This is a genomic window from Mesorhizobium sp. WSM4898 (assembly GCF_029625845.1).
Classification (GTDB): Bacteria; Pseudomonadota; Alphaproteobacteria; order Rhizobiales; family Rhizobiaceae; genus Mesorhizobium.
Genome location: NZ_JARTVQ010000006.1, coordinates 186,507 through 204,221, shown reverse-complemented (window position 1 = coordinate 204,221; position 17,715 = coordinate 186,507). Strand labels below are relative to the sequence as shown.

Genomic DNA, 17,715 nt, shown 5'->3' with positions numbered 1-17,715 from the left:
TCGCCAGCAAGATGCGCAGGGCCAATTGGAGCAAAGACTTCTTCTATGAACTCTTTACTCATATGCGATAGCCCTGCGTGTAACAGGGAGAAGGGAAGACGCTCACCCCTTCGACCGCAGCGCGTCGTTCAATCCCCACATGTCCTTTTCCTCCGGTGCGGTCTCCAAGTTCAGCACCGGCACCTGCCTGCGCAGATGGTCGTGGTGGGTGCGCACGCCATATTCGAGGTCGGAGAGGTAGAAGCCCCCGAACGCCTCGGAGAGCATGGATTCGTTCGACCAGACGGAGAGCTGGACATCCTCGTTCATGGTGTCGCGGTCGATGCGGTAGGCAAGGTAGCGCGCCGCCGCCTGCTCCCGCGTCTCGTCCTTGTAGCGATAGATCGCGCCGCGCAGCAGCGTCTCGCCGGTGGACAGCGGGAACTCCTGATAGAACTGCACCGATTCCGGCATGATCGACAGCGCGTTGTTGGGGAAGATGCCGTAATAGATCCAGGCTTTGCGCAGATGCTCCGGCAGGTGCGTCGGCTCGGGCGCTATTTTGATGTACTGGCTGACGCTCCAGCGCCGCCCGGCATGCGGGTTGTAGGTGGCGAAGGACCGCGACACGCCGTTGACGAAGGGTTCGTCGAAATAGGTCGCGCCGTAGAGGTCCTGCAGCGCCGGATGCGCCATGGCGACGTGATAGCCCTCATTGTCGACGTCGCGCACCGATTTCCAGTTGACCGGTGATTTCTGGGTCCAAATGCCCAGGCACGGCACCATGTCGGCAACATTGTAATGGGCGATCTCCGCCTCGATCGGCTTCAAGAGTTCAGCCACGGAAGGCTGCGGGCCACCGTTACGGAAGCGGATGAAGATGAAGCCCATCCAGACTTCGAGATCGAGCGGCATCAGCCCGAACTCGGTCTTGTCGAGTTCCGGGAAGGAGCGCGGACGGGCAGCCCCCCGCAGCGTGCCGTCGAGATTGTAGACCCAGCCGTGGAACGGGCAGATCAGCGCGTTCTTGCAGGTGCCCTGGCTGTGGGCGACGACGCGGCTGCCCCGATGACGGCACATGTTGTTGAAGGCACGCACGACGCCGTCCTTGCCGCGCACGATCAGCGCCCGCTCGCCGATGACGTCCATCGTCAGATAGTCGCCCGGATTTGGCACGTCGGAGACATGGCCGGCGATCTGCCAGTGATTGCGGAAGACGTATTCCTTCTCAAGCTCGAGAAGGGCGTTGGAGTGGTAACTCCACCCCGGCAAACCCCGCCGGTCCCAATCGTTGGGGATCGCCACGTCACGCAGGTGCGGGTTCATGAAAATGCTCTCGTTTTGTTGAATGCTCGTTCAATAAAAACACATTTTCCGTTAAAATGCAATGGCTTGTGAAAGTATGGAAATTTCATGCCGACCGGCTTGCAGTCATCCGAGCCGAGAAAATCCCGGAAAATCCGAGCCTTAACCAGGAGTGCAAAACGGCGGTTCCAGCTTCGGATCCGCAGTTTGTGAGGGCACCGTTTCGACGCGCTTCGCGCATCGGACGATCGCGACAGCCATGCCAATTCTGCGCCTGTGTGAGGTCGCTTACAGTCCGTCGCATCCGACAGGAGCAAAAGGAACAGAAGCGATCCCCGTTTCAGTCCTGTTACATGGGCCATCCCGCCCTATCATCCGGCTGTTACGTGGTGCGGTTAAGTTCGTTTCAAGGAAAAAAGAAAGATAACGAAGGGAACAGCCGATGTTTGCCAAAGTCCGGATCGCCGATGCCAGCCGCCGCTCTTACGGTCCCGAGCGCAATGATCGCCGTCCGAAGCTGGCGTTGCGCCAGCGCGCCAGCGACCATCCGATGACGATGTTCATGCTGCTGAGCGTTGCCGCCTTCGCCAGCATGGTGCTTGCGCCAGCCGCGGGTCCCGCTTTCGCCTCGATCAATCCTCCGGCCAATGTCGTGGAGGGCGCGCCGACGACGCTCAAAACCGCGCGCCTGCCGCAGTCGCAAGTCGAATTCGCCTGCAAAGGGCAGAGCTGGGGCGCCGAGAACGCCGAATGCCTGCGTGCCATTGCCGAGCAGTCCGGTCAGCACCGGGCCCGAGCTGTGCGTATGATCGCCAATGCCGCGCCGCTGACCGACACCCCGAACGTGTTTTAGGCTCCCCTGAGCGCACCCTCCGCGCTCCAGTCAGGCTCCCGCCGCAAAGTCGGTCGGGAGCCTCTTTTTTCGAATCCGACGATATCCAGGTGAAGCCGCAGAGGGAGCAATTTCAGATGTCGGCGCCGTTGTCGGCCGCCGCGACATCGGCAACGGTCGCAAGGATGCCGCGGACGTCGAGCGTCGAGAAGGGCTTCTCCAGGATCTGCGGCCGCTGCTGCGGCGGCAGTGCCTCAATCTCGGCCTTGGCGCCGATGAGGTCGCCGGTGACCAGCACGAAACGCTGCGCCAGCCCCGGCCGTTCGGCCAGCAATTCACGGTAGATCGAGATGCCGCTGGTGCCCGGCATGCGCAGGTCGGAAAACACGATGTCCGGCGGCATGTGCCCGCTCAGCACCTCGCCGGCGGACGTCCAGCTTGGCACGAGACGCGACTTGAGCCCCATGAGCTCCAATATGTCGGACAGCGAACCGGCGACGTCGGGCTCGTCGTCGATGATCAGCGCATGGCGCAACCCGCTCGACCGCGCCGGACCCTCGCCGGCCTTTGCCGCATTGCCGGCAATCGCCGGCAACTGGACGACGAAGCGCGCGCCGTGCGGCTGCACCTCTTCGAACCAGATGTTGCCGTTGTGGCGCTCGACGATCGATTTCGAGATCGACAGGCCGATGCCGGTACCGACGCCGACCGGCTTGGTGGTGAAGTAGGATTCGAAGATGCGTGAGCGGATCGCATCGGGAATGCCGGGTCCGTTGTCCTCGACCGAGAAGCCCGGATTGCCGCGCTCGCTGCGAAAGGTCCGCACCTTGATGCGCCGCTCGCCGGTGAAGCCGGCAAGCGCATGCTGGCTGTTGATGAGGAAGTTGGCCGCGACCTGCGTGACATGGTCGGCGTCGGCCATGGCGAGCAGCGGGCCGTTGGCGAAGTCGGTGTCGATGATGATGCCGCTGGAGCGCGCACCATAGGCGGTCACTTCGAGCGCCGAGCGCATCACCTGGTTGAGGTCGGTTTCGGCCTGCTCGGTCGGATGCAGGCGCACCATCGACAGGAAGCTCTTGACGATGCGCCCGCAGCGTTCGGCGGCCGCGCGCACCTTTTCGGCGCGCACCTTGGTCTGCGGGTCGGCCGCGAATTCATGCAGCAGCGTCGATTGTGCGACCACAACCGCCAGCGGGTTGTTGAGCTCATGCGAGACGCCGGCGAGCAGCGAGCCCATTGCCGCCATCTTCTCATTCTGGTGCAGCTTCTCGCGCTGGCGGTTGATCTCTTCTTCGGCGTGCAGCTTCTCGCGCAGGTCGCGGATCGAGCCGAAGATGAGCCGGCGGTCGGCAACCCTCATCTCCGTCGCGGTCAGCTCGATCGGAAAGATCTCGCCGGCCGCGTTCTGGGTCACTGTCTCCAGCCGCTGGCCAACCATCGGCGCGCCCCGTCCGGCCATGTACTCGGCGCCCGACGAATAACCCTTGCGGTAATAGTGCGGCACGATCGTGTCGATCAGATCCTTGCCGAGGATGTCGCTGCGCTTGAAGCCGAACATCTTCTCGGCGGCCGGATTGAATTCGATGATGGAGCCGGCCTCGTCGATGACGATGATGGCGTCGAGCGAAGCCTGCAGCATGGTGCGGCGGATAACCTCGCTGGCATGCGCCTCTGAGGGCGAGCGCTCGATGGCGTCGCCGATGGCGAGCGCGATGATGTGAAGCGTCGCCTCCTCTTCATCCGTCCATTCGCGTTCGGCCGCGCAGTCATTGACCGCCAGAGTGCCCCAGAGATGGCCGTGGGCGAAGACCGACACCGAAATGAAGGATTTTATGTTCTGCTTCTCGAAGTCGGCCCGCAGGAAACCATCGAGGTCGCGCGTGTGGCCAGCGAAGACCTTGCCCTGGCGCTCATCCTCCTGCAACTGCTCCAGCAGCGGATCGGAGTTGATGATCGACTGCATGATCACGGTAGGCGATGCGAGCTCGCCGCCAAAAGCAGGGTCGATCCAATAGGAGGCCACGGACTGGGCAAAGCCCTCGCCCGGCAACTCGCGCAAACGGAAGAGAATGCCGCGCTGACAGTCCAACGAACGGCACAGTGCCTCCAGTATGCTGTCCATCTCGCGCTGCCAGTCGCCCGCTTCGCGCAAGCGGCGAACGACATGGACGGCCGCCATCGCGGCGCCCTGGCGGGAGCCGTGCATCTCTGTCCGTGCGGCCTCAGCTGTCATCGTCGAACGTCATCTCCGGGCCATACCGGTAAACCATGAAATCCAGCACACAAGCCCGAAAATCGACAACGGTTTTCTGGGGGCATGCCGCCGGACCGGAATGCTACAGCGTCGATTGCGTATCCGGAAGGTGCGCGGCGCCGGAGTCAGTTGCCGTCGCCAGCCGGCAGCGAGAAGATGTAGCCTTCCCCGCGAACCGTGCGCAGGAATTTCGGATTGGCGGGGTCCGCCTCGATCTTCTTCCTCAGACGCATGATGCGGATGTCGACAGCGCGCGACGATTCCGGGTCTTCCACGAAGCCGATCGCCTCCGAGATCGCCGCCCGCGTCAGAAGCCGGTTGGCGCGGGTGAGGAAAACTTCCAGCACGTCGAACTCGCTCTTGGCCATCTCGATGACCGCGCCATTGGCGCCGGTCACCAGCCTGCCGTCGAAATCGGCCTGGAAGCTGCCGAAATTCATGAAGCGGCGCGTGCCGGCCTCGGTCTTCGCGGCCTGGGGGGCAACCGGCTGCGGCACGCGGCGCAGCACACTGCGGACCCTCGCCAGCACTTCGCGCAACTCATAGGGCTTGACGATGTAGTCGTCGGCGCCGAGCTCCAGGCCGACGATGCGGTCGAGCGCGGTGCCGGCGGCGGTGGCGTAGATGATGCCGATCTGCGTCTTGGAACGCAGCCAGCGGCCGAGCGACAGGCCGTCCTCGCCGGGCATGGCGATGTCGAGGATGGCGAGGTGGAAGGGTTGCGCCTCGAGCAGGCTGCGCGCCGCCGCGGCATTCTCGGCCGTGGCAACGTCATAGCCGCTGGCGCCGAGATACTCGGCCACCGCTTCCCTCAGATCCGGCTCGTCCTCGACGACAATGATGCGCGCCTTCACAATGGTCTCGCTCCCGCTTTCAGCGGAAAGTAGATTGGGTATAAACATGATGTCCAGCGCTCATCTCGAGTTGTCTGTGGCGGAGTGGAGAAAATGGCAGCACGATCCGTCGTCGCGCTTGTGTCCGTTGCCGAAGTGGTGGCCGGCGACCTGGCCGACCATCTCGAGCGTCGGGGGCACGACGTGCGTCAGGCGCGCCAGCCCTGGGAGGCGGAGTCGCTGCTTTCGGCAGGCGGCATCGACGTCGTGGTCGTCGGTGACGACGTGACCCAGGCGGAGGGGCGCGAACTGCTCAAGCGCTATAGTAGCCAAGGCGGGGGCGGCGAGGGTGGCTGCGACTTCATCCTGATCTGCCGGCCCGCCGATCTCGTCGACAAGGTGCTGGCGCTGGAGCTCGGCGCTGCCGACGTGATCGAAAGCCCGCTCAATGTGCGCGAGCTGGCGGCGCGCATCGGCCGCCTGCTGACGCGGCGCGGCCGCAACCCCCAGGAACTGATCGTGCTGGAGAATGCGACCGTCGACTTGAGGTCGGCCATGGTCATGCATCGTTCCGGCGCCGAGGATCAGCTGTCGCCGGGGCAGGTGGCGCTGTTGAGATTGTTTCTGGCGAGCCCGCGAAAGGTGCTGACGCGCGACGACATCATTGCTGCTGCGCCCGCCGAGAATGCCGACGCTTTCGACCGCTCGATCGATTCGCGCATCGTGAGGCTGCGCCGTAAGCTCGATACGGAGACCATCACCACGATCAGGGGTGCCGGTTACCGGTTCGATCCGCCGACGCCGCGCACCGACTGAGGCGAGGGCCGCCAGGTCTTTTGCTCGATCTTGCATCGGATTTCCAAAACCGCTTCGCACTTTTGGATCCGACGCCGGCGCCTAGCGCACCACGAGGACCGAGGGGCCGGACGGCATTTCGGCGCTGGCAGCGATCTCGGCGTGGGCGCGCTCCTTGAGCAGCACCGTTGCAAGCGCGGCAAAGCCAAGCAGCCCTTGGGCATAAAGCAGTGCGGATAGCACCGAAGCGGCAAATTTCGTCTTCATAACTCAATCCCCAATTCGATAGTCGTCGATGCTTCAGGAAACTCCCGAAGCGCCCGCGCCGCTTACGGAGCCCCCCGCTGCGGCGCGGGCCTTCGGTCCTCTCGGCAGCAAGTAGCCGGAGGGGCCGCGCATCCCTATCAGCCGAGGACCGACCCGCCAGAGGGCCCTCAGCCGGTTGACGCGCAGGCTGGAGATGATCCAGACCGTGGCGATGAACAGTGCAGTGTGCAGTGTCGAAACCTCGCCGGAATTCATGGCGCCAAGCGCCGTCACAGGGTTCCCGGCGACAGAGCCGACAGCACCGAGGATGACTGCCGAGACGCCGATCCTGAGAAACCAGGTGCGAACTTTCGGTTTCCTGCCCATTTTCGTTTGCTGATGTCTGTTCCCGTGACCTCGACATTGCTGCGGGCCTGTATCCGCATCATGCCGCGCAAGTCGCGTTTTGTTGCAATTCGGTTTCGAGATTAGGAGAAAGGCTTTCATATCAAAGCCATATACGCTTTGTCCGCCGGTTTCGGCCTGCTTGGTATTGCCGGCAGCCGGTCTAAGGGAGCGTGTTCTCTGGAATTAGGCCGTTAACTTAGAGAAACGAATTCGAAACATTAACGCATATTAAGCGAAATAGGCCTGAAACAGGTGATCCCGATAAGACGATCCATCGAAATTGGAGCCGGCCCGACCGGCATAAGAGAGAGAGAGAGGGAGAGGGATCGTCATGCATACCGCCATTTCAGCCAAGCTCATCCACGTCACCGCCGCCGCGCTCACCGGCGCGGCTCTGCTCTTCGGCAGCAACGCCGCTCATGCCAACCAGCTCGTCGCCCGGGTTTCGCTGTCGCAGCAGATCATGGAAGTCACGGTCGACGGCCGGCCGACGTTCACCTGGAAAGTGTCGACGGGCGACAGGGGGCACATAACGCCGACAGGGTCATTCAAGCCGACCCGCATGCATGAGATGTGGTATTCGAAGAAATACGACAATGCGCCGATGCCGCATTCGGTCTTCTTCAGCGGCGGCTATGCGGTGCATGCGACCTATGCCATCAAGCATCTTGGCCGGCCAGCCTCGCATGGCTGCGTGCGCCTGCATCCCGATGCCGCGGCCGACTTCTATCAGCTCGTCGAGGCCTTCGGCCCGGGCAACACCAGCATCCTCATCGTAAAGTAACGGGTCAAGTAGCGGGCGGATTGCCGCCTTCAAGCCAGGTTCGACGCAATTCCGGACGGAAGGCCACGGCGAAGTCGCCGAGCAACCGTTCCACACTTTGTCCTGGAATTGCTCTGGCGCCGAAGCCGTGGGGCGACCGCCTAAAAAAGAGGCCGGGGTTTTCCGGCCTCTTTTTTGTTTTTGGAGCAGTCCTGGATTGCTTCAGGTGGGCAGCGCCGGCATCAGCTTCGGATCGGGCTTCTCGGCGAGATGCGGCAGATCCTTGCTGGCGATGAAGGTGTAGAACATCGGCACGACGAACAGCGTGAACATCGTGCCGACTAGAATGCCGGTGAAGATGACGAGGCCCATCGAGTAGCGCGCCGCGGCGCCGGCGCCGCTGGAGATGATCAGCGGCACGACGCCGAGCGCCATCGCGGCCGTCGTCATCAGGATCGGCCGCAGGCGCACCTTGGCCGAGGCGATGATGGCATCGCGGCGCCGCATGCCATGGATTTCGCGCTGCTGGTTGGCGAATTCCACCAAAAGGATGCCGTGCTTGGTGATGAGGCCGATCAGGGTGATCAGTCCGACCTGCGTGTAGATGTTGAGCGTTCCGAGGCCGATATTGAGCGGAACGATGGCACCGAAGATCGAAAGCGGCACCGCCATCATGATGATCAGCGGATCGCGGAAGCTCTCGAACTGAGCGGCCAGAACCAAGTAGATCACGATCACGGCGGCCGCGAAGGCGATCAGGATGGTGTTGCCCTGCTCCTTTTCCTGCCGCGATTGGCCGGAATAGTCGATGAAGAAGGTGTCGGGCAGCGTTTCCCTGGCGAGATCCTCCAGCACTTTCAATCCGTCGCCGGTGGTCACGCCGGGCAAGGGCAGGGCGGAGATCGTGGCCGAGTTCAGCTGGTTGAACTGCTCGATCGCTGCCGGCGAGGCGTTGGTGGAGATATGCACCACCGCCGACAGCGGCACCATCTTGCCGTCGACGCTGCGCACGAAATACTCGCCGAGCTTCGCCGGATTGTCGCGGAACTCCTGCGGCACCTGTGGGATGATGTCATAGCTGTTGGAGTCGCGATCGAACTGCGCCACTTCGGCGCCGCCGACCAGCAGCGTCAGCGTGTTGCCGATGTCGGCGATGGGCAGGTTCAGCGCCGCTGCGCGCTCGCGGTCGATGGTGACGGTGACCTGCGGCGCGTCATAGGACATCGAGTTCTGCACGACGATGAAGCGGCCTGAAGCCTGCGCCTTGTTCTTGATCTTCTCGGCCTGGTCGAAGACTTCCGAGGGATCGCCGGTCGAGCGAACCACCATCGAGATCGGCAGGCCGCCGCCCGAGCCGGGCAGCGTCGGCGGCGCGAAGACGAAAGCCTCGACGCCGGCGACCTTGGCCAAGCGACCGGTGATGTCGGCCTGGATCTCCTTCGAGCTGCGCTGCCGTTCGGCCCAGTCCTTGAAGGCAAAGCCGACAAAGGCGCCGTTGGTGGCGCCGCCGAAGGCGACCGCCGAGAACTGCGCCCGCGTTTCCGGAATGTCCTTAACAAGACCGAGGATCTGGTTGACGTAGGTCTCGGTGTAATCCGAGGTCGCGTAGCGCGGGGCGGTTACGATGGAAAGCAGGAAGCCCTGGTCTTCCTCCGGCGCCAGTTCGGTCGAGGTCTTGGTGAACATGAAGCCGGTGAGCGCGACCAGCGCGACGACGATAATAAAGGTAACCGGCCTGTTTCTGAGCGAAGCGGTCACGGCCCGCTCGTAGACGCGCTCGACACGGCTGAAGGTGCCGTCGACGATGCGCTGGAAGCGGCCGTGCGCGCCGGCCTTCAAGAGGCGAGCCGACATCATCGGCGTGATGGTCACCGCAATCAGGCCGGACAGGACCACGGAGCCGGCCAACGTGACCGCGAACTCGCGGAACAGCGCGCCGGTCAGACCGCCGGTGAAGGCAAGCGGCGCAAACACGGCGGCCAGCGTAATGGTCATGGCGACGATTGCCGAGAAGATCTCGCGCATGCCGTTGAAGGCCGCCTGCATCGGCGACATGCCGTCTTCCTCCATATGGCGGTGGATGTTCTCCACCACGACAATGGCGTCGTCGACGACAAGGCCGATCGCCAGCACCATGGCAAGCAGCGACAGAAGGTTGATCGAATAGCCTACCGCAAACAGAATGAAACAGACGCCGATCAGCGACAGAGGGATGGTCACGATCGGCATCATCACCGAGCGGAAGGATCCGAGGAAGAGCAGGATGACGAGAATGACGATGGCGACAGCCTCACCGATGGTCTTGAACACCTCCTCGATCGAGGCGCTGATCTGCTCGGTGGAATCGTAGACGATCTCGATCGTCATGCCCTTCGGCAACGTATCCTGGATCACCGGCACGATCTTGTGGATCGCCTCGGCAGTCGTCAGCGGATTGGCGGCAGGCGTCGGGAAGATGGCCAGGAAGGTGCCCGGCTTGCCGTTGAAGCTCACCCTCGTGTCGGTGCTGGCGGCGCCAAGCTCGACCCGAGCCACATCGCGCAGCCGCACCACCTGGCCGTCGGTCGAGCGGATGGGGAGCTGCGCGAAGGCTTCCGGCGTCTGCAGGGTCGAGTGAACCGCGATCGAGGAAACCACATACTCGTTCTGTGTGTTGCCGGGCGCGGACAGGAAATTGGAATTGTTGATCGCAGTCAGCACGTCGGCGGCCGTGGCGCCGCGGGCGGCGAGCCTGACCGGGTCGATCCAGACCCGCATCGAATATTCCTCGGCGCCGAAGATCTGGACGTCGGCGACGCCTTCCACCGTCGAGATGCGCGGCCGCACGACGCGCTCGATGTACTCGGTCAACTGCTCCTTCGTCATGTTCGGATTCTGCATCGAGATATACATCATCGCGAACTGCTGGCCGGTGCCCTTGACGATCACCGGATCCTTGGCGGCATCCGGCAAGGTGCCGCGCACGCCTTGAACCTTGGACAGCACCTCGGTCAACGCAACATCGGGGTTGGAGCCGAGCTTCATCTGCACGGTCACCGTGCTCGAAGACGGGCGGCTCGACGAGGTGACGTAGTCGATGTTTTCCGTCGAGGCGACGGCGCGCGCGATCGGCGCAGAGATGAAGCCCTGAATCAGGTCGGCGCTGGCTCCGGGATAGGCCGTGGTGATGGTGATCGCCGTCTCGTCAACCTTCGGATACTGGCGGATCGACAGGTTGAAGATGGCCTGGAAACCCAGGAGCAGGATCATGCAGGCCAGCACTGTCGAGAGGACGGGGCGGCGAATGAAGATATCGGAAAAGCTCATTGCTGAACCTGCTTGTTTGCCGATTTGCTGGGATCAACGGTGTTGTCGACCGCAACGGACATGCCGTTGAAGAGCCGGTTCTGACCGGCGGTCACGACCTGGTCGCCGGCCTTCAGGCCTTCGACGATCTCGACCATGCCGTTGTTGCGGCGGCCGAGCTTGACGAAGACCTGCGATAGAACGAGCGCCGGTTGCTGCCCGGTTTCGGCCGACTTTTGAGCGTTCTCAGCCGGCTTCGCGGCGCTGTCGGCGGCGTTTGCCGTATCGGAGGCCGGCTTCGAGGCATCGGCTTGCGGCTTGGCTGCATCGCCGGCAGGCTTCTCCGCCCCGGCCTTCTGGTCTTCCGGTTTTGCTGGCGCGGCAGCGCCGGCCTCAGCGGGCTTGGGCGGCACCACCACGAAGACATAGTCGCCGTAGAGGCTCGAGGTCACCGCCGTCTGCGGCACCGAGATGACGTTGCTTTCCTCCGGCAACTCGACGCGGATCTGCACGAACTGGCCCGGGGTCAGCTTGCCCTCCGGGTTGGCGACCTCGCCGCGGATCGACACCAGCCGGCTTGCCGGGTCGATCTTGGGATCGATGCCGCGGATCGAGCCGGCAAAGGACATGTCGGCAGCATTGCTGCCGATCCGCACCGTCTGGCCGATCTTCAGCAGCGGCAGCTGCTGTTCGGGCACGGTGAAGTCGACCCGCATCGTGTCCAGATCCTGGATCGTGACGACTGAGTTGCCGGGCGCCAGATACTGGCCAATGTCGATCTTCGGAATGCCGACCGTGCCGGTAAAGGGAGCTGCGAGTTGCTTTTGGTCGAGCACGGCTTGCAGCTTGTTCACTTGCGCGGCCGATGCGGTCGCCGCCGCGCGCGCGGCATCAAGCGTAGCGTCGGTGCCGACGCCACGCCGCTGCAATTCCAGCGCGCGGGTCAGCGCCGCCTGGTCGGATGCTGCCTGAGCCTTCTGTGCCACCAGATCGGCCTTCTCGACGGCATCGTCGAGCTGCAGAAGCACAGCGTCGGCCGCGACCTTCTGGTTGGCGTGGAAGAGGATGTCCTTGACGATGCCGGCCGTCTCGACGGTCAGGTCGACGCCGCGCACGGCGTTGACGGTGCCGATCGCCTCGACGCCGGGCGTCCAGTTCGAAGGCTTCGCCACGATGGTCGACACTGTCGCCGCCGGCGGTTTCATGGTGGCGAAAAACTGCTTGATCGCATTGTCGCGAAACAGGTTGAAGCCGACGATTCCGGCGCACACCACGGCGAGCAGCAGTAGAATTCCGGTGATGATGAAGAAGCGCTTCACGGATAGTTCCCCTCGAGCCGGCAACCGGCAACGTCAATTGCCGGGACACATATCGACGATAAATCCCGATTTCAAATTGCGGGCGCCTTACTGTACCGTCTGGACGGTCTTGTCAATTCCACAAGGCCTAATGTAAGGGAAGGCGTGATGAAAGCTCGCAGGGCAAACTCGCGCGACAGGATACTTGCAGCGGCAGCCGACGTGGCGCGCGAGGCGGGCCCGGGAAGCCTGTCACTCGACGCCATCGCCAATCGCGCCGGCGTGTCGAAGGGCGGTCTGCTCTACAATTTCCCGACCAAGGCCAAGCTGATGCAGGGGCTGGTCGAGAATTACCTCAATGCTTTCGAGCAGGCGCTCGAAGAACGCACGGCCGAGGCAAGCGATGAAAGCGCGCTCGCGGCCTACATACGGCTCTCGGCCGATGATTGCGAGAAGCCGAAACCTTCGGCCTCCTGGATGTTCTCCGCGATCGCCGAGGATCCGGAATTCCTGACGCCGATCAAAGCCTTCAAGCGGCAGCTGTTCGAACGGCTGAAGGGGGAAACGGACGACCTCGGCTCGCTGCTGGTTTGTTTCCTCGCCATCGAGGGGCTGCGCAGTATGAATCTTTTCGATTCAGACGTGCTGTCGCAGCAGGAGCACAAGCTCCTGGTTTCCTCGCTGCTCAAGATAGCCGGATAGGTCGCAGGCTCACATCAGCGGCGGCAAAGACCGCCCTAGGACCGCCAGCTTCCTGTCGCTCGAACTGCATCACAACATTGTATCGCACCGAAATACGGGCATGGCATTGTTATGTTGCGACGCACAAACTATGTGCTTCAACAGTCCCTCCCTCCACGTGCGAGATCTGCCATGGGTTCCCTGTCTTCCAAGAATGCGCTCGTCACTGGCTCGACCAGCGGCATCGGCCTTGCAATCGCCCGCGCCTTTGCCGGCGAGGGCGCCAACGTAACCATCAACGGCCTGGGCGATGCCGCGGCGATCGAAAAGGAGCGCGCCGGCATCGAGAGGGATTTCGGCGTCAAGTGCCGCTATTCCGGCGCCAACATGATGGACGGCGGGGCGGTCACCGCCATGATCCGCGAGGCCGAGGAGGCGTTCGGCAGCCTCGACATCCTGGTCAACAATGCCGGCATCCAGCATGTCGCGCCGATCGACGAATTCCCCGACGACAAGTGGGAAGCAATCATCCGCATCAACCTGCTTGCCGCCTTCTATGCCATCAAGGCGGCGCTGCCGGGCATGAAGAGCCGCAAATGGGGCCGCATCATCAACACGGCTTCGGCCCATGCGTTGGTCGCCTCGCCGTTCAAGTCGGCCTATGTCTCTGCCAAGCACGGCATCGCAGGTCTGACCAAGACGGTGGCGCTGGAAGTCGCGCAGGATGGCATCACCGTCAATGCGATCGCGCCCGGTTATGTCTGGACGCCGCTGGTCGAGAAGCAGATCCCCGACACGATGAAGGCGCGCGGCATGACCGAGGAACAGGTCAAGCACGATGTGCTGCTTGCCGCGCAGCCGACCAAAGAGTTCGTCAGCGTTGAGGAATTGGCGGCACTGGCGCTGTTCCTGTGCTCGGATGCGGCCAAGCAGATGACCGGCACGACCCTGCCGATGGATGGCGGTTGGACGGCGCAGTAAGTGCAGCTTCCAAAGAAGGTGCGGGCCGCGCCTTCCTCGACAAGAATTCTTGACAATCGTAGGGGAGCGTTCCAGCATCCTGGCTAAGGGGTTCCCCGCGACGACCCCGTGAGGCGTCAGCCCAACGATCGCGTCCAAACTCTCTTCGTTCAGGAGGTGGACGCCATGCCGTCAACAACTCAGATCACAGTGCCGCAGCTTGCCCGACTGGTCGGCCTGCCGGATGCACCTCGTCTCGTCGACGTACGCATCGACGACGACTTTCAAGCCGATCCGCGGCTGCTGCCGGCTTCTTACCGACGCGACTTCAGAACCGTCTCGACCTGGGCGGCCGACTTCTCCGGATCCAAGGTCGTGGTCATCTGCCAGCGCGGAGAGAAGCTCTCGCAAGGCGTTGCCGCGTGGCTGCGCCACGAGGGCATTCCGGCGGAATCGTTGGAAGGCGGTTTCGCGGCCTGGGCCGCCGTCAAGGCGCCGTTAGTCGCGGCCGACGCAATTCCGCCTCGCGATGGGAAGGGTCGCACCGTATGGGTCACGCGTTCCCGGCCGAAGGTCGATCGCATCGCCTGCCCCTGGCTGATCCGACGATTTGTCGATCCTGGCGCCGTGTTCCTGTTCGTCGACCCGGCCGAGGTGCCCCTGGTGGCGGATCGCTTCGCCGCGGTGCCCTTCGACATCGAAGGCGTGTTCTGGAGCCATCGCGGCGATCATTGCACCTTCGACACGATGATTGAGGAGTTCGGCCTGCGCACCGAGGCGCTCGATCGTCTGGCGCTGATCGTGCGCGGCGCGGATACAGCGCGTCTCGACCTGGTGCCGCAGGCTGCCGGGTTCCTCGCCGCGTCGCTCGGCCTGTCGCGCATGTTCCGCGACGACCTGGAACAGCTCGAAGCCGGCATGCTGCTCTATGACGCTTTCTTCCGCTGGTGCCGCGACGCCACGGACGAGACGCATAACTGGCCGGCCGGGGGTAAGCAACAATGACCGTGCTTGCCAAGGACAGCGCCGAGCAGCCGGCCGATGTCCCGGCTGTGCCGACCTTCAGTGATGCGACGCGGCTGTGGGCCAAGATCGGCCTGCTCTCTTTCGGCGGGCCGGCCGGGCAGATCGCCCTGATGCACAAGGAACTGGTCGAGGAGCGCCGCTGGATCGGCGAGGAGCGGTTCCTGCATGCTCTGAACTACTGCATGCTTCTTCCGGGTCCCGAGGCGCAGCAGCTTGCCGTCTATATCGGCTGGCTGCTGCACCGGACGGCCGGCGGCCTCGTCGCCGGGACATTGTTCGTGCTCCCGGGCGCACTGGTCATGCTTGCCCTGAGCAGTTTCTACATGCTCTACAACGACGCGCCGGTCATCGAGGCGCTGTTCTTCGGCATCAAGGCGGCGGTGCTGGCGGTCGTCGTCGAAGCGGTGATCCGCATCGGCAAGAGGGCGCTGAAGAACCGGGTCATGGTGGCCATCGCGGTGGCGGCCTTTCTTGCCATCTATGTCCTCAAGCTGCCGTTTCCACTGATCGTGCTTGCGGCGGGACTCATTGGCTGGGTCGGCAATCACTTTGCACCCGGGCTGTTTTCGGGTTCGGCGCATGGCAAGGGCAACGCCGCCGCCGACAGAGGCGGCGTGGTCGACCTGATGTTCGAGCGCGGCGAGCTCGGCCACACCGTGCCGACCAAATGGCACGCAGCCCGGACCATCGCCATCTGGCTGCCGATCTGGCTCGGACCGGTGGCGCTGATCGCCGTGCTGGCAGGGCCGGGGAGCGTATGGGCGCAGATCGGCGGCTTCTTCAGCCTGATGGCGGTCGTCACCTTCGGCGGCGCCTATGCGGTTCTTGCCTATGTCGCGCAAGCCGCGGTGACCTCGTTCGGCTGGCTTTCGCCCGGAGAAATGGTCGACGGGCTCGGACTTGCCGAGACGACGCCCGGACCGCTGATCCTGGTGCTGCAATTCGTCGGCTTCGCCGCCGCCTATCGCCATGCGGGTACGCTCAGCCCTCTGCTTGCAGGGTCGCTGGGGGCGGCGCTGACGCTCTGGGCTACCTTTGCGCCCTGCTTCTTCTGGATATTCCTCGGCGCGCCCTACATCGAGCAGCTGCGGCAGAACAAGGCGTTGTCGGCGGCGCTCGGTGCGATAACGGCAGCGGTCGTCGGCGTGGTGATGAACCTTGCGCTGTGGTTCGCGCTGCATGTCGTCTTCGGCAAAGTCGAGAGCGTCGGCTGGGGCGTCGAGGTTCCGGTCGTTTCCTCGCTCGACTGGCGCGCGGCGCTGATGTCGGCGGCGGCGATGGTCGCCATGCTCAGGCTGAAGGCCGGCATGCTGCCGACGCTCGCGGCATCCGCGCTGGCGGGACTGGCTCTACAGGCATTGTGAATTGTTTCCAGCCGCAGCCAAGCGTGACCGAGAGCTATGTTTACAACTAACATGTCAGTATGCTACGCCTGCTCGCGGATTGATGAATGGAGAATTGCAGGTGGGTTCGCGCTTTGGTCTGTCGGTTGCGCTCACAACGCCCTTTGATGCAGCCGGGCGGATCGCCGTTCCGCTGATGACCGAGCATGCTAAGGCCTGTCTCGATGCTGGCTGCAGCAGCGTGACGCTGTTCGGCACCACCGGCGAAGGCGCTTCCGTCGGTACGGCGGAGCGGCAGGCGGTCATCGATGCCATGCTTGCGGCGGGAATACCCGCGGACCAACTCGTTGCAGGCGTGCTGGTCGATGCGGCGGAGGACGCTGCCGAGCAGTGCCGCCAGGCGTTGCAGCGCGGCGCCCGCAACATCCTTCTGGCGCCGCCGAGCTATTTCAAGAATGTCGGTGACGATGGGCTGTTCGGCTGGTTCGGCGCCGTGTTCGCCGCGCTCGGTCCGCTGGCCCGCGGCATGCTGCTCTACAACATCCCCTCGGTCACGACGGTGCAGCTGTCGCTCGACCTGATCGGCCGGCTTCGCAAGGCGTATCCGGGCGTGGTCGCCGGGGTCAAGGATTCCGGTGGAGACTGGGGCTACAGCGAAGCGCTGCTCAAGGCGCATGGCGACCTGATCATCCTCATCGGCGACGAACGGCATCTGGCTCCGGCGGTGCGGATCGGCGGCCAGGGCGCGATTTCCGGCATGGCCAATTTCGCCGCCGGCGAACTGCGCGCCATGATCGAGAGCGGACGCGACGACTCCCGCGTGGAAAGCTTCGTCCTCGAACTGCTCCGGCATCCGGTCATCCCGGCGGTGAAGGCCATGGTGGCGCGCCAGACCGGCGACGAACGCTGGCTGACGGTTCGGCCGCCGCTCGAGCCGGTAGCCTTGCAGGAACGGCAGCAGCTTGGCGCCGCTTACGACAGGCTGTTTGCGACACAGGCAGCCTGAACCGGCGAGGGCGCTGATCGGCATGGACGACACGAGCGAACCGGCAACCCTCAGGGAGAAGGCCTATGCCAGCTTCACGCGGCATCTGCTGGCCCGCGACCTCAGGCCCGGCCAGTTCGTTTCGCAGCGCGAGCTGGTCGCCTTCACCGGCCTGCCGCTCGGAGCCATCCGCGAGATCGTGCCGCGGCTCGAGGCCGAGGGACTGCTGACCACCATACCGCAACGCGGCATGCAGATCGCGCATATCGACATCAGCCTGATCCGCGAGGCTTTCCAGTTCCGCCTGTTCATGGAGCGCGAGGCGGTCGCGCTGTTTGCCGTCAACGCGTCCGACGCCGAGATTGCGGGTCTCAGGCGCGAGCACGAGGACATGCTCGCCCAAGCGCTGGCGCAGACCCCGACCCCCGAAATGGAAGCCAAGGCCCAGAACATTGACTGGGCTATGCATGACACCTTCATCAGCGCGCTGGGCAACGAGATCATCGCCAAGGCCTATCTGGTAAATTCGGTGAAGATCCGGCTCATCCATCAGGAGCGGTTCCGCATCGACGGTCGCGTCGTGCCGGTCATGCGCGAGCATCTTGCGGTGATCGAGGCCCTGGAGAAACGCGATCCGCAGATGGCGGTCGAGGCGATCAGCCAGCACATCGACAATGCGCGCCGGCTGGCGCTGCAGATTTGAGGAAGCAAAACCGCGCCGC

General features: G+C 63.6%; 16 protein-coding genes. 9 read left to right on the top strand and 7 right to left on the bottom strand.

All coding sequences use genetic code 11. The features are described 5' to 3' along the window. Positions 1 to 102 precede the first annotated feature (102 nt). A complete protein-coding gene (locus tag P9228_RS23930; RefSeq protein WP_278055999.1) occupies positions 103 to 1,305 on the bottom strand; it encodes an aromatic ring-hydroxylating dioxygenase subunit alpha in 1,203 nt (400 codons plus the stop codon). A 421-nt stretch (positions 1,306 to 1,726) separates the two neighbouring features. Here P9228_RS23930 and P9228_RS23925 point away from each other — a divergent pair, with 421 nt between their 5' ends. Continuing rightward, positions 1,727 to 2,137 carry a hypothetical protein gene (locus tag P9228_RS23925; RefSeq protein ID WP_127216702.1) on the top strand — a complete coding sequence of 137 codons (411 nt, stop codon included), beginning with the start codon at positions 1,727 to 1,729 and terminating at the stop codon, positions 2,135 to 2,137. A gap of 112 nt (positions 2,138 to 2,249) precedes the next feature. On the opposite strand, the gene P9228_RS23920 is transcribed toward P9228_RS23925, so the two are convergent. Both P9228_RS23920 and P9228_RS23915 read right to left on the bottom strand, forming a co-directional pair. Then, a complete protein-coding gene (locus tag P9228_RS23920; RefSeq protein WP_278055997.1) occupies positions 2,250 to 4,349 on the bottom strand; it encodes a hybrid sensor histidine kinase/response regulator in 2,100 nt (699 codons plus the stop codon). Positions 4,350 to 4,495: 146 nt separating this feature from the next. Then, on the bottom strand, positions 4,496 to 5,224 hold the full coding sequence (locus P9228_RS23915; protein WP_067319230.1) for a response regulator transcription factor: 729 nt from the start codon (positions 5,222 to 5,224) through the stop codon (positions 4,496 to 4,498). Positions 5,225 to 5,317: 93 nt separating this feature from the next. Here P9228_RS23915 and P9228_RS23910 point away from each other — a divergent pair, with 93 nt between their 5' ends. Next, complete coding sequence (locus tag P9228_RS23910; RefSeq protein WP_066990432.1) at positions 5,318 to 6,019, top strand: response regulator transcription factor; 702 nt, start codon at positions 5,318 to 5,320, stop codon at positions 6,017 to 6,019. 81 nt (positions 6,020 to 6,100) lie between these two features. Here P9228_RS23910 and P9228_RS23905 read toward each other — a convergent pair whose 3' ends face one another. Together P9228_RS23905 and P9228_RS23900 are read right to left on the bottom strand one after the other, a co-directional pair. Continuing rightward, positions 6,101 to 6,265 carry a hypothetical protein gene (locus P9228_RS23905; RefSeq protein ID WP_095810084.1) on the bottom strand — a complete coding sequence of 55 codons (165 nt, stop codon included), beginning with the start codon at positions 6,263 to 6,265 and terminating at the stop codon, positions 6,101 to 6,103. 33 nt (positions 6,266 to 6,298) lie between these two features. Continuing rightward, positions 6,299 to 6,631, bottom strand: coding sequence for a hypothetical protein (locus tag P9228_RS23900; RefSeq protein WP_278055994.1), 333 nt, complete (start codon positions 6,629 to 6,631; stop codon positions 6,299 to 6,301). Between the two features lie 352 nt (positions 6,632 to 6,983). Here P9228_RS23900 and P9228_RS23895 point away from each other — a divergent pair, with 352 nt between their 5' ends. Continuing rightward, positions 6,984 to 7,436: a L,D-transpeptidase gene (locus P9228_RS23895; RefSeq protein WP_066990426.1), complete on the top strand. Its 453-nt coding sequence runs from the start codon at positions 6,984 to 6,986 to the stop codon at positions 7,434 to 7,436. Between the two features lie 201 nt (positions 7,437 to 7,637). Here the strand turns inward: P9228_RS23895 and P9228_RS23890 are convergent, their stop codons facing one another. Then, a complete protein-coding gene (locus P9228_RS23890; protein ID WP_066990424.1) occupies positions 7,638 to 10,721 on the bottom strand; it encodes an efflux RND transporter permease subunit in 3,084 nt (1,027 codons plus the stop codon). Next, positions 10,718 to 12,019, bottom strand: coding sequence for an efflux RND transporter periplasmic adaptor subunit (locus P9228_RS23885; protein ID WP_278053344.1), 1,302 nt, complete (start codon positions 12,017 to 12,019; stop codon positions 10,718 to 10,720). Before P9228_RS23885 ends, P9228_RS23890 begins: the two co-directional genes overlap by 4 nt. A 147-nt stretch (positions 12,020 to 12,166) precedes the next feature. Between P9228_RS23885 and P9228_RS23880 the strand changes: the two genes are divergently transcribed. The 6 genes from P9228_RS23880 to P9228_RS23855 all read left to right on the top strand — a co-directional run bounded on the left by P9228_RS23880 (position 12,167) and on the right by P9228_RS23855 (position 17,696). Continuing rightward, positions 12,167 to 12,700, top strand: a complete 534-nt coding sequence (locus P9228_RS23880; protein WP_066990416.1) for a TetR/AcrR family transcriptional regulator — start codon at positions 12,167 to 12,169, stop codon at positions 12,698 to 12,700. Between the two features lie 171 nt (positions 12,701 to 12,871). After that, complete coding sequence (locus tag P9228_RS23875) at positions 12,872 to 13,660, top strand: 3-hydroxybutyrate dehydrogenase (protein WP_278055992.1); 789 nt, start codon at positions 12,872 to 12,874, stop codon at positions 13,658 to 13,660. A 165-nt stretch (positions 13,661 to 13,825) separates the two neighbouring features. Beyond that, positions 13,826 to 14,644, top strand: coding sequence for a sulfurtransferase/chromate resistance protein (locus tag P9228_RS23870; protein ID WP_095799864.1), 819 nt, complete (start codon positions 13,826 to 13,828; stop codon positions 14,642 to 14,644). Beyond that, positions 14,641 to 16,029, top strand: coding sequence for a chromate efflux transporter (gene chrA, locus P9228_RS23865; RefSeq protein ID WP_278055990.1), 1,389 nt, complete (start codon positions 14,641 to 14,643; stop codon positions 16,027 to 16,029). The genes P9228_RS23870 and chrA overlap by 4 nt, the downstream gene beginning before the upstream one ends. A 100-nt stretch (positions 16,030 to 16,129) precedes the next feature. Continuing rightward, positions 16,130 to 17,014: a dihydrodipicolinate synthase family protein gene (locus tag P9228_RS23860; RefSeq protein WP_127241065.1), complete on the top strand. Its 885-nt coding sequence runs from the start codon at positions 16,130 to 16,132 to the stop codon at positions 17,012 to 17,014. Positions 17,015 to 17,036: 22 nt separating this feature from the next. After that, positions 17,037 to 17,696, top strand: coding sequence for a GntR family transcriptional regulator (locus P9228_RS23855; RefSeq protein WP_095831065.1), 660 nt, complete (start codon positions 17,037 to 17,039; stop codon positions 17,694 to 17,696). The last annotated feature ends 19 nt before the right edge of the window (positions 17,697 to 17,715 follow it).

Excerpts from the sequence above, each read along its gene's own strand:
- P9228_RS23925 (WP_127216702.1), top strand. The coding sequence starts at position 1,727 with ATGTTTGCCAAAGTCCGGATCGCCGATGCCAGCCGCCGCTCTTACGGT.
- P9228_RS23900 (WP_278055994.1), bottom strand. The coding sequence starts at position 6,631 with ATGGGCAGGAAACCGAAAGTTCGCACCTGGTTTCTCAGGATCGGCGTC.
- P9228_RS23870 (WP_095799864.1), top strand. The coding sequence starts at position 13,826 with ATGCCGTCAACAACTCAGATCACAGTGCCGCAGCTTGCCCGACTGGTC.
- P9228_RS23880 (WP_066990416.1), top strand. The coding sequence starts at position 12,167 with ATGAAAGCTCGCAGGGCAAACTCGCGCGACAGGATACTTGCAGCGGCA.
- P9228_RS23920 (WP_278055997.1), bottom strand. The coding sequence starts at position 4,349 with ATGACAGCTGAGGCCGCACGGACAGAGATGCACGGCTCCCGCCAGGGC.
- P9228_RS23905 (WP_095810084.1), bottom strand. The coding sequence starts at position 6,265 with ATGAAGACGAAATTTGCCGCTTCGGTGCTATCCGCACTGCTTTATGCC.
- chrA (WP_278055990.1), top strand. The coding sequence starts at position 14,641 with ATGACCGTGCTTGCCAAGGACAGCGCCGAGCAGCCGGCCGATGTCCCG.
- P9228_RS23875 (WP_278055992.1), top strand. The coding sequence starts at position 12,872 with ATGGGTTCCCTGTCTTCCAAGAATGCGCTCGTCACTGGCTCGACCAGC.
- P9228_RS23890 (WP_066990424.1), bottom strand. The coding sequence starts at position 10,721 with ATGAGCTTTTCCGATATCTTCATTCGCCGCCCCGTCCTCTCGACAGTG.
- P9228_RS23910 (WP_066990432.1), top strand. The coding sequence starts at position 5,318 with ATGGCAGCACGATCCGTCGTCGCGCTTGTGTCCGTTGCCGAAGTGGTG.
- P9228_RS23930 (WP_278055999.1), bottom strand. The coding sequence starts at position 1,305 with ATGAACCCGCACCTGCGTGACGTGGCGATCCCCAACGATTGGGACCGG.
- P9228_RS23855 (WP_095831065.1), top strand. The coding sequence starts at position 17,037 with ATGGACGACACGAGCGAACCGGCAACCCTCAGGGAGAAGGCCTATGCC.
- P9228_RS23895 (WP_066990426.1), top strand. The coding sequence starts at position 6,984 with ATGCATACCGCCATTTCAGCCAAGCTCATCCACGTCACCGCCGCCGCG.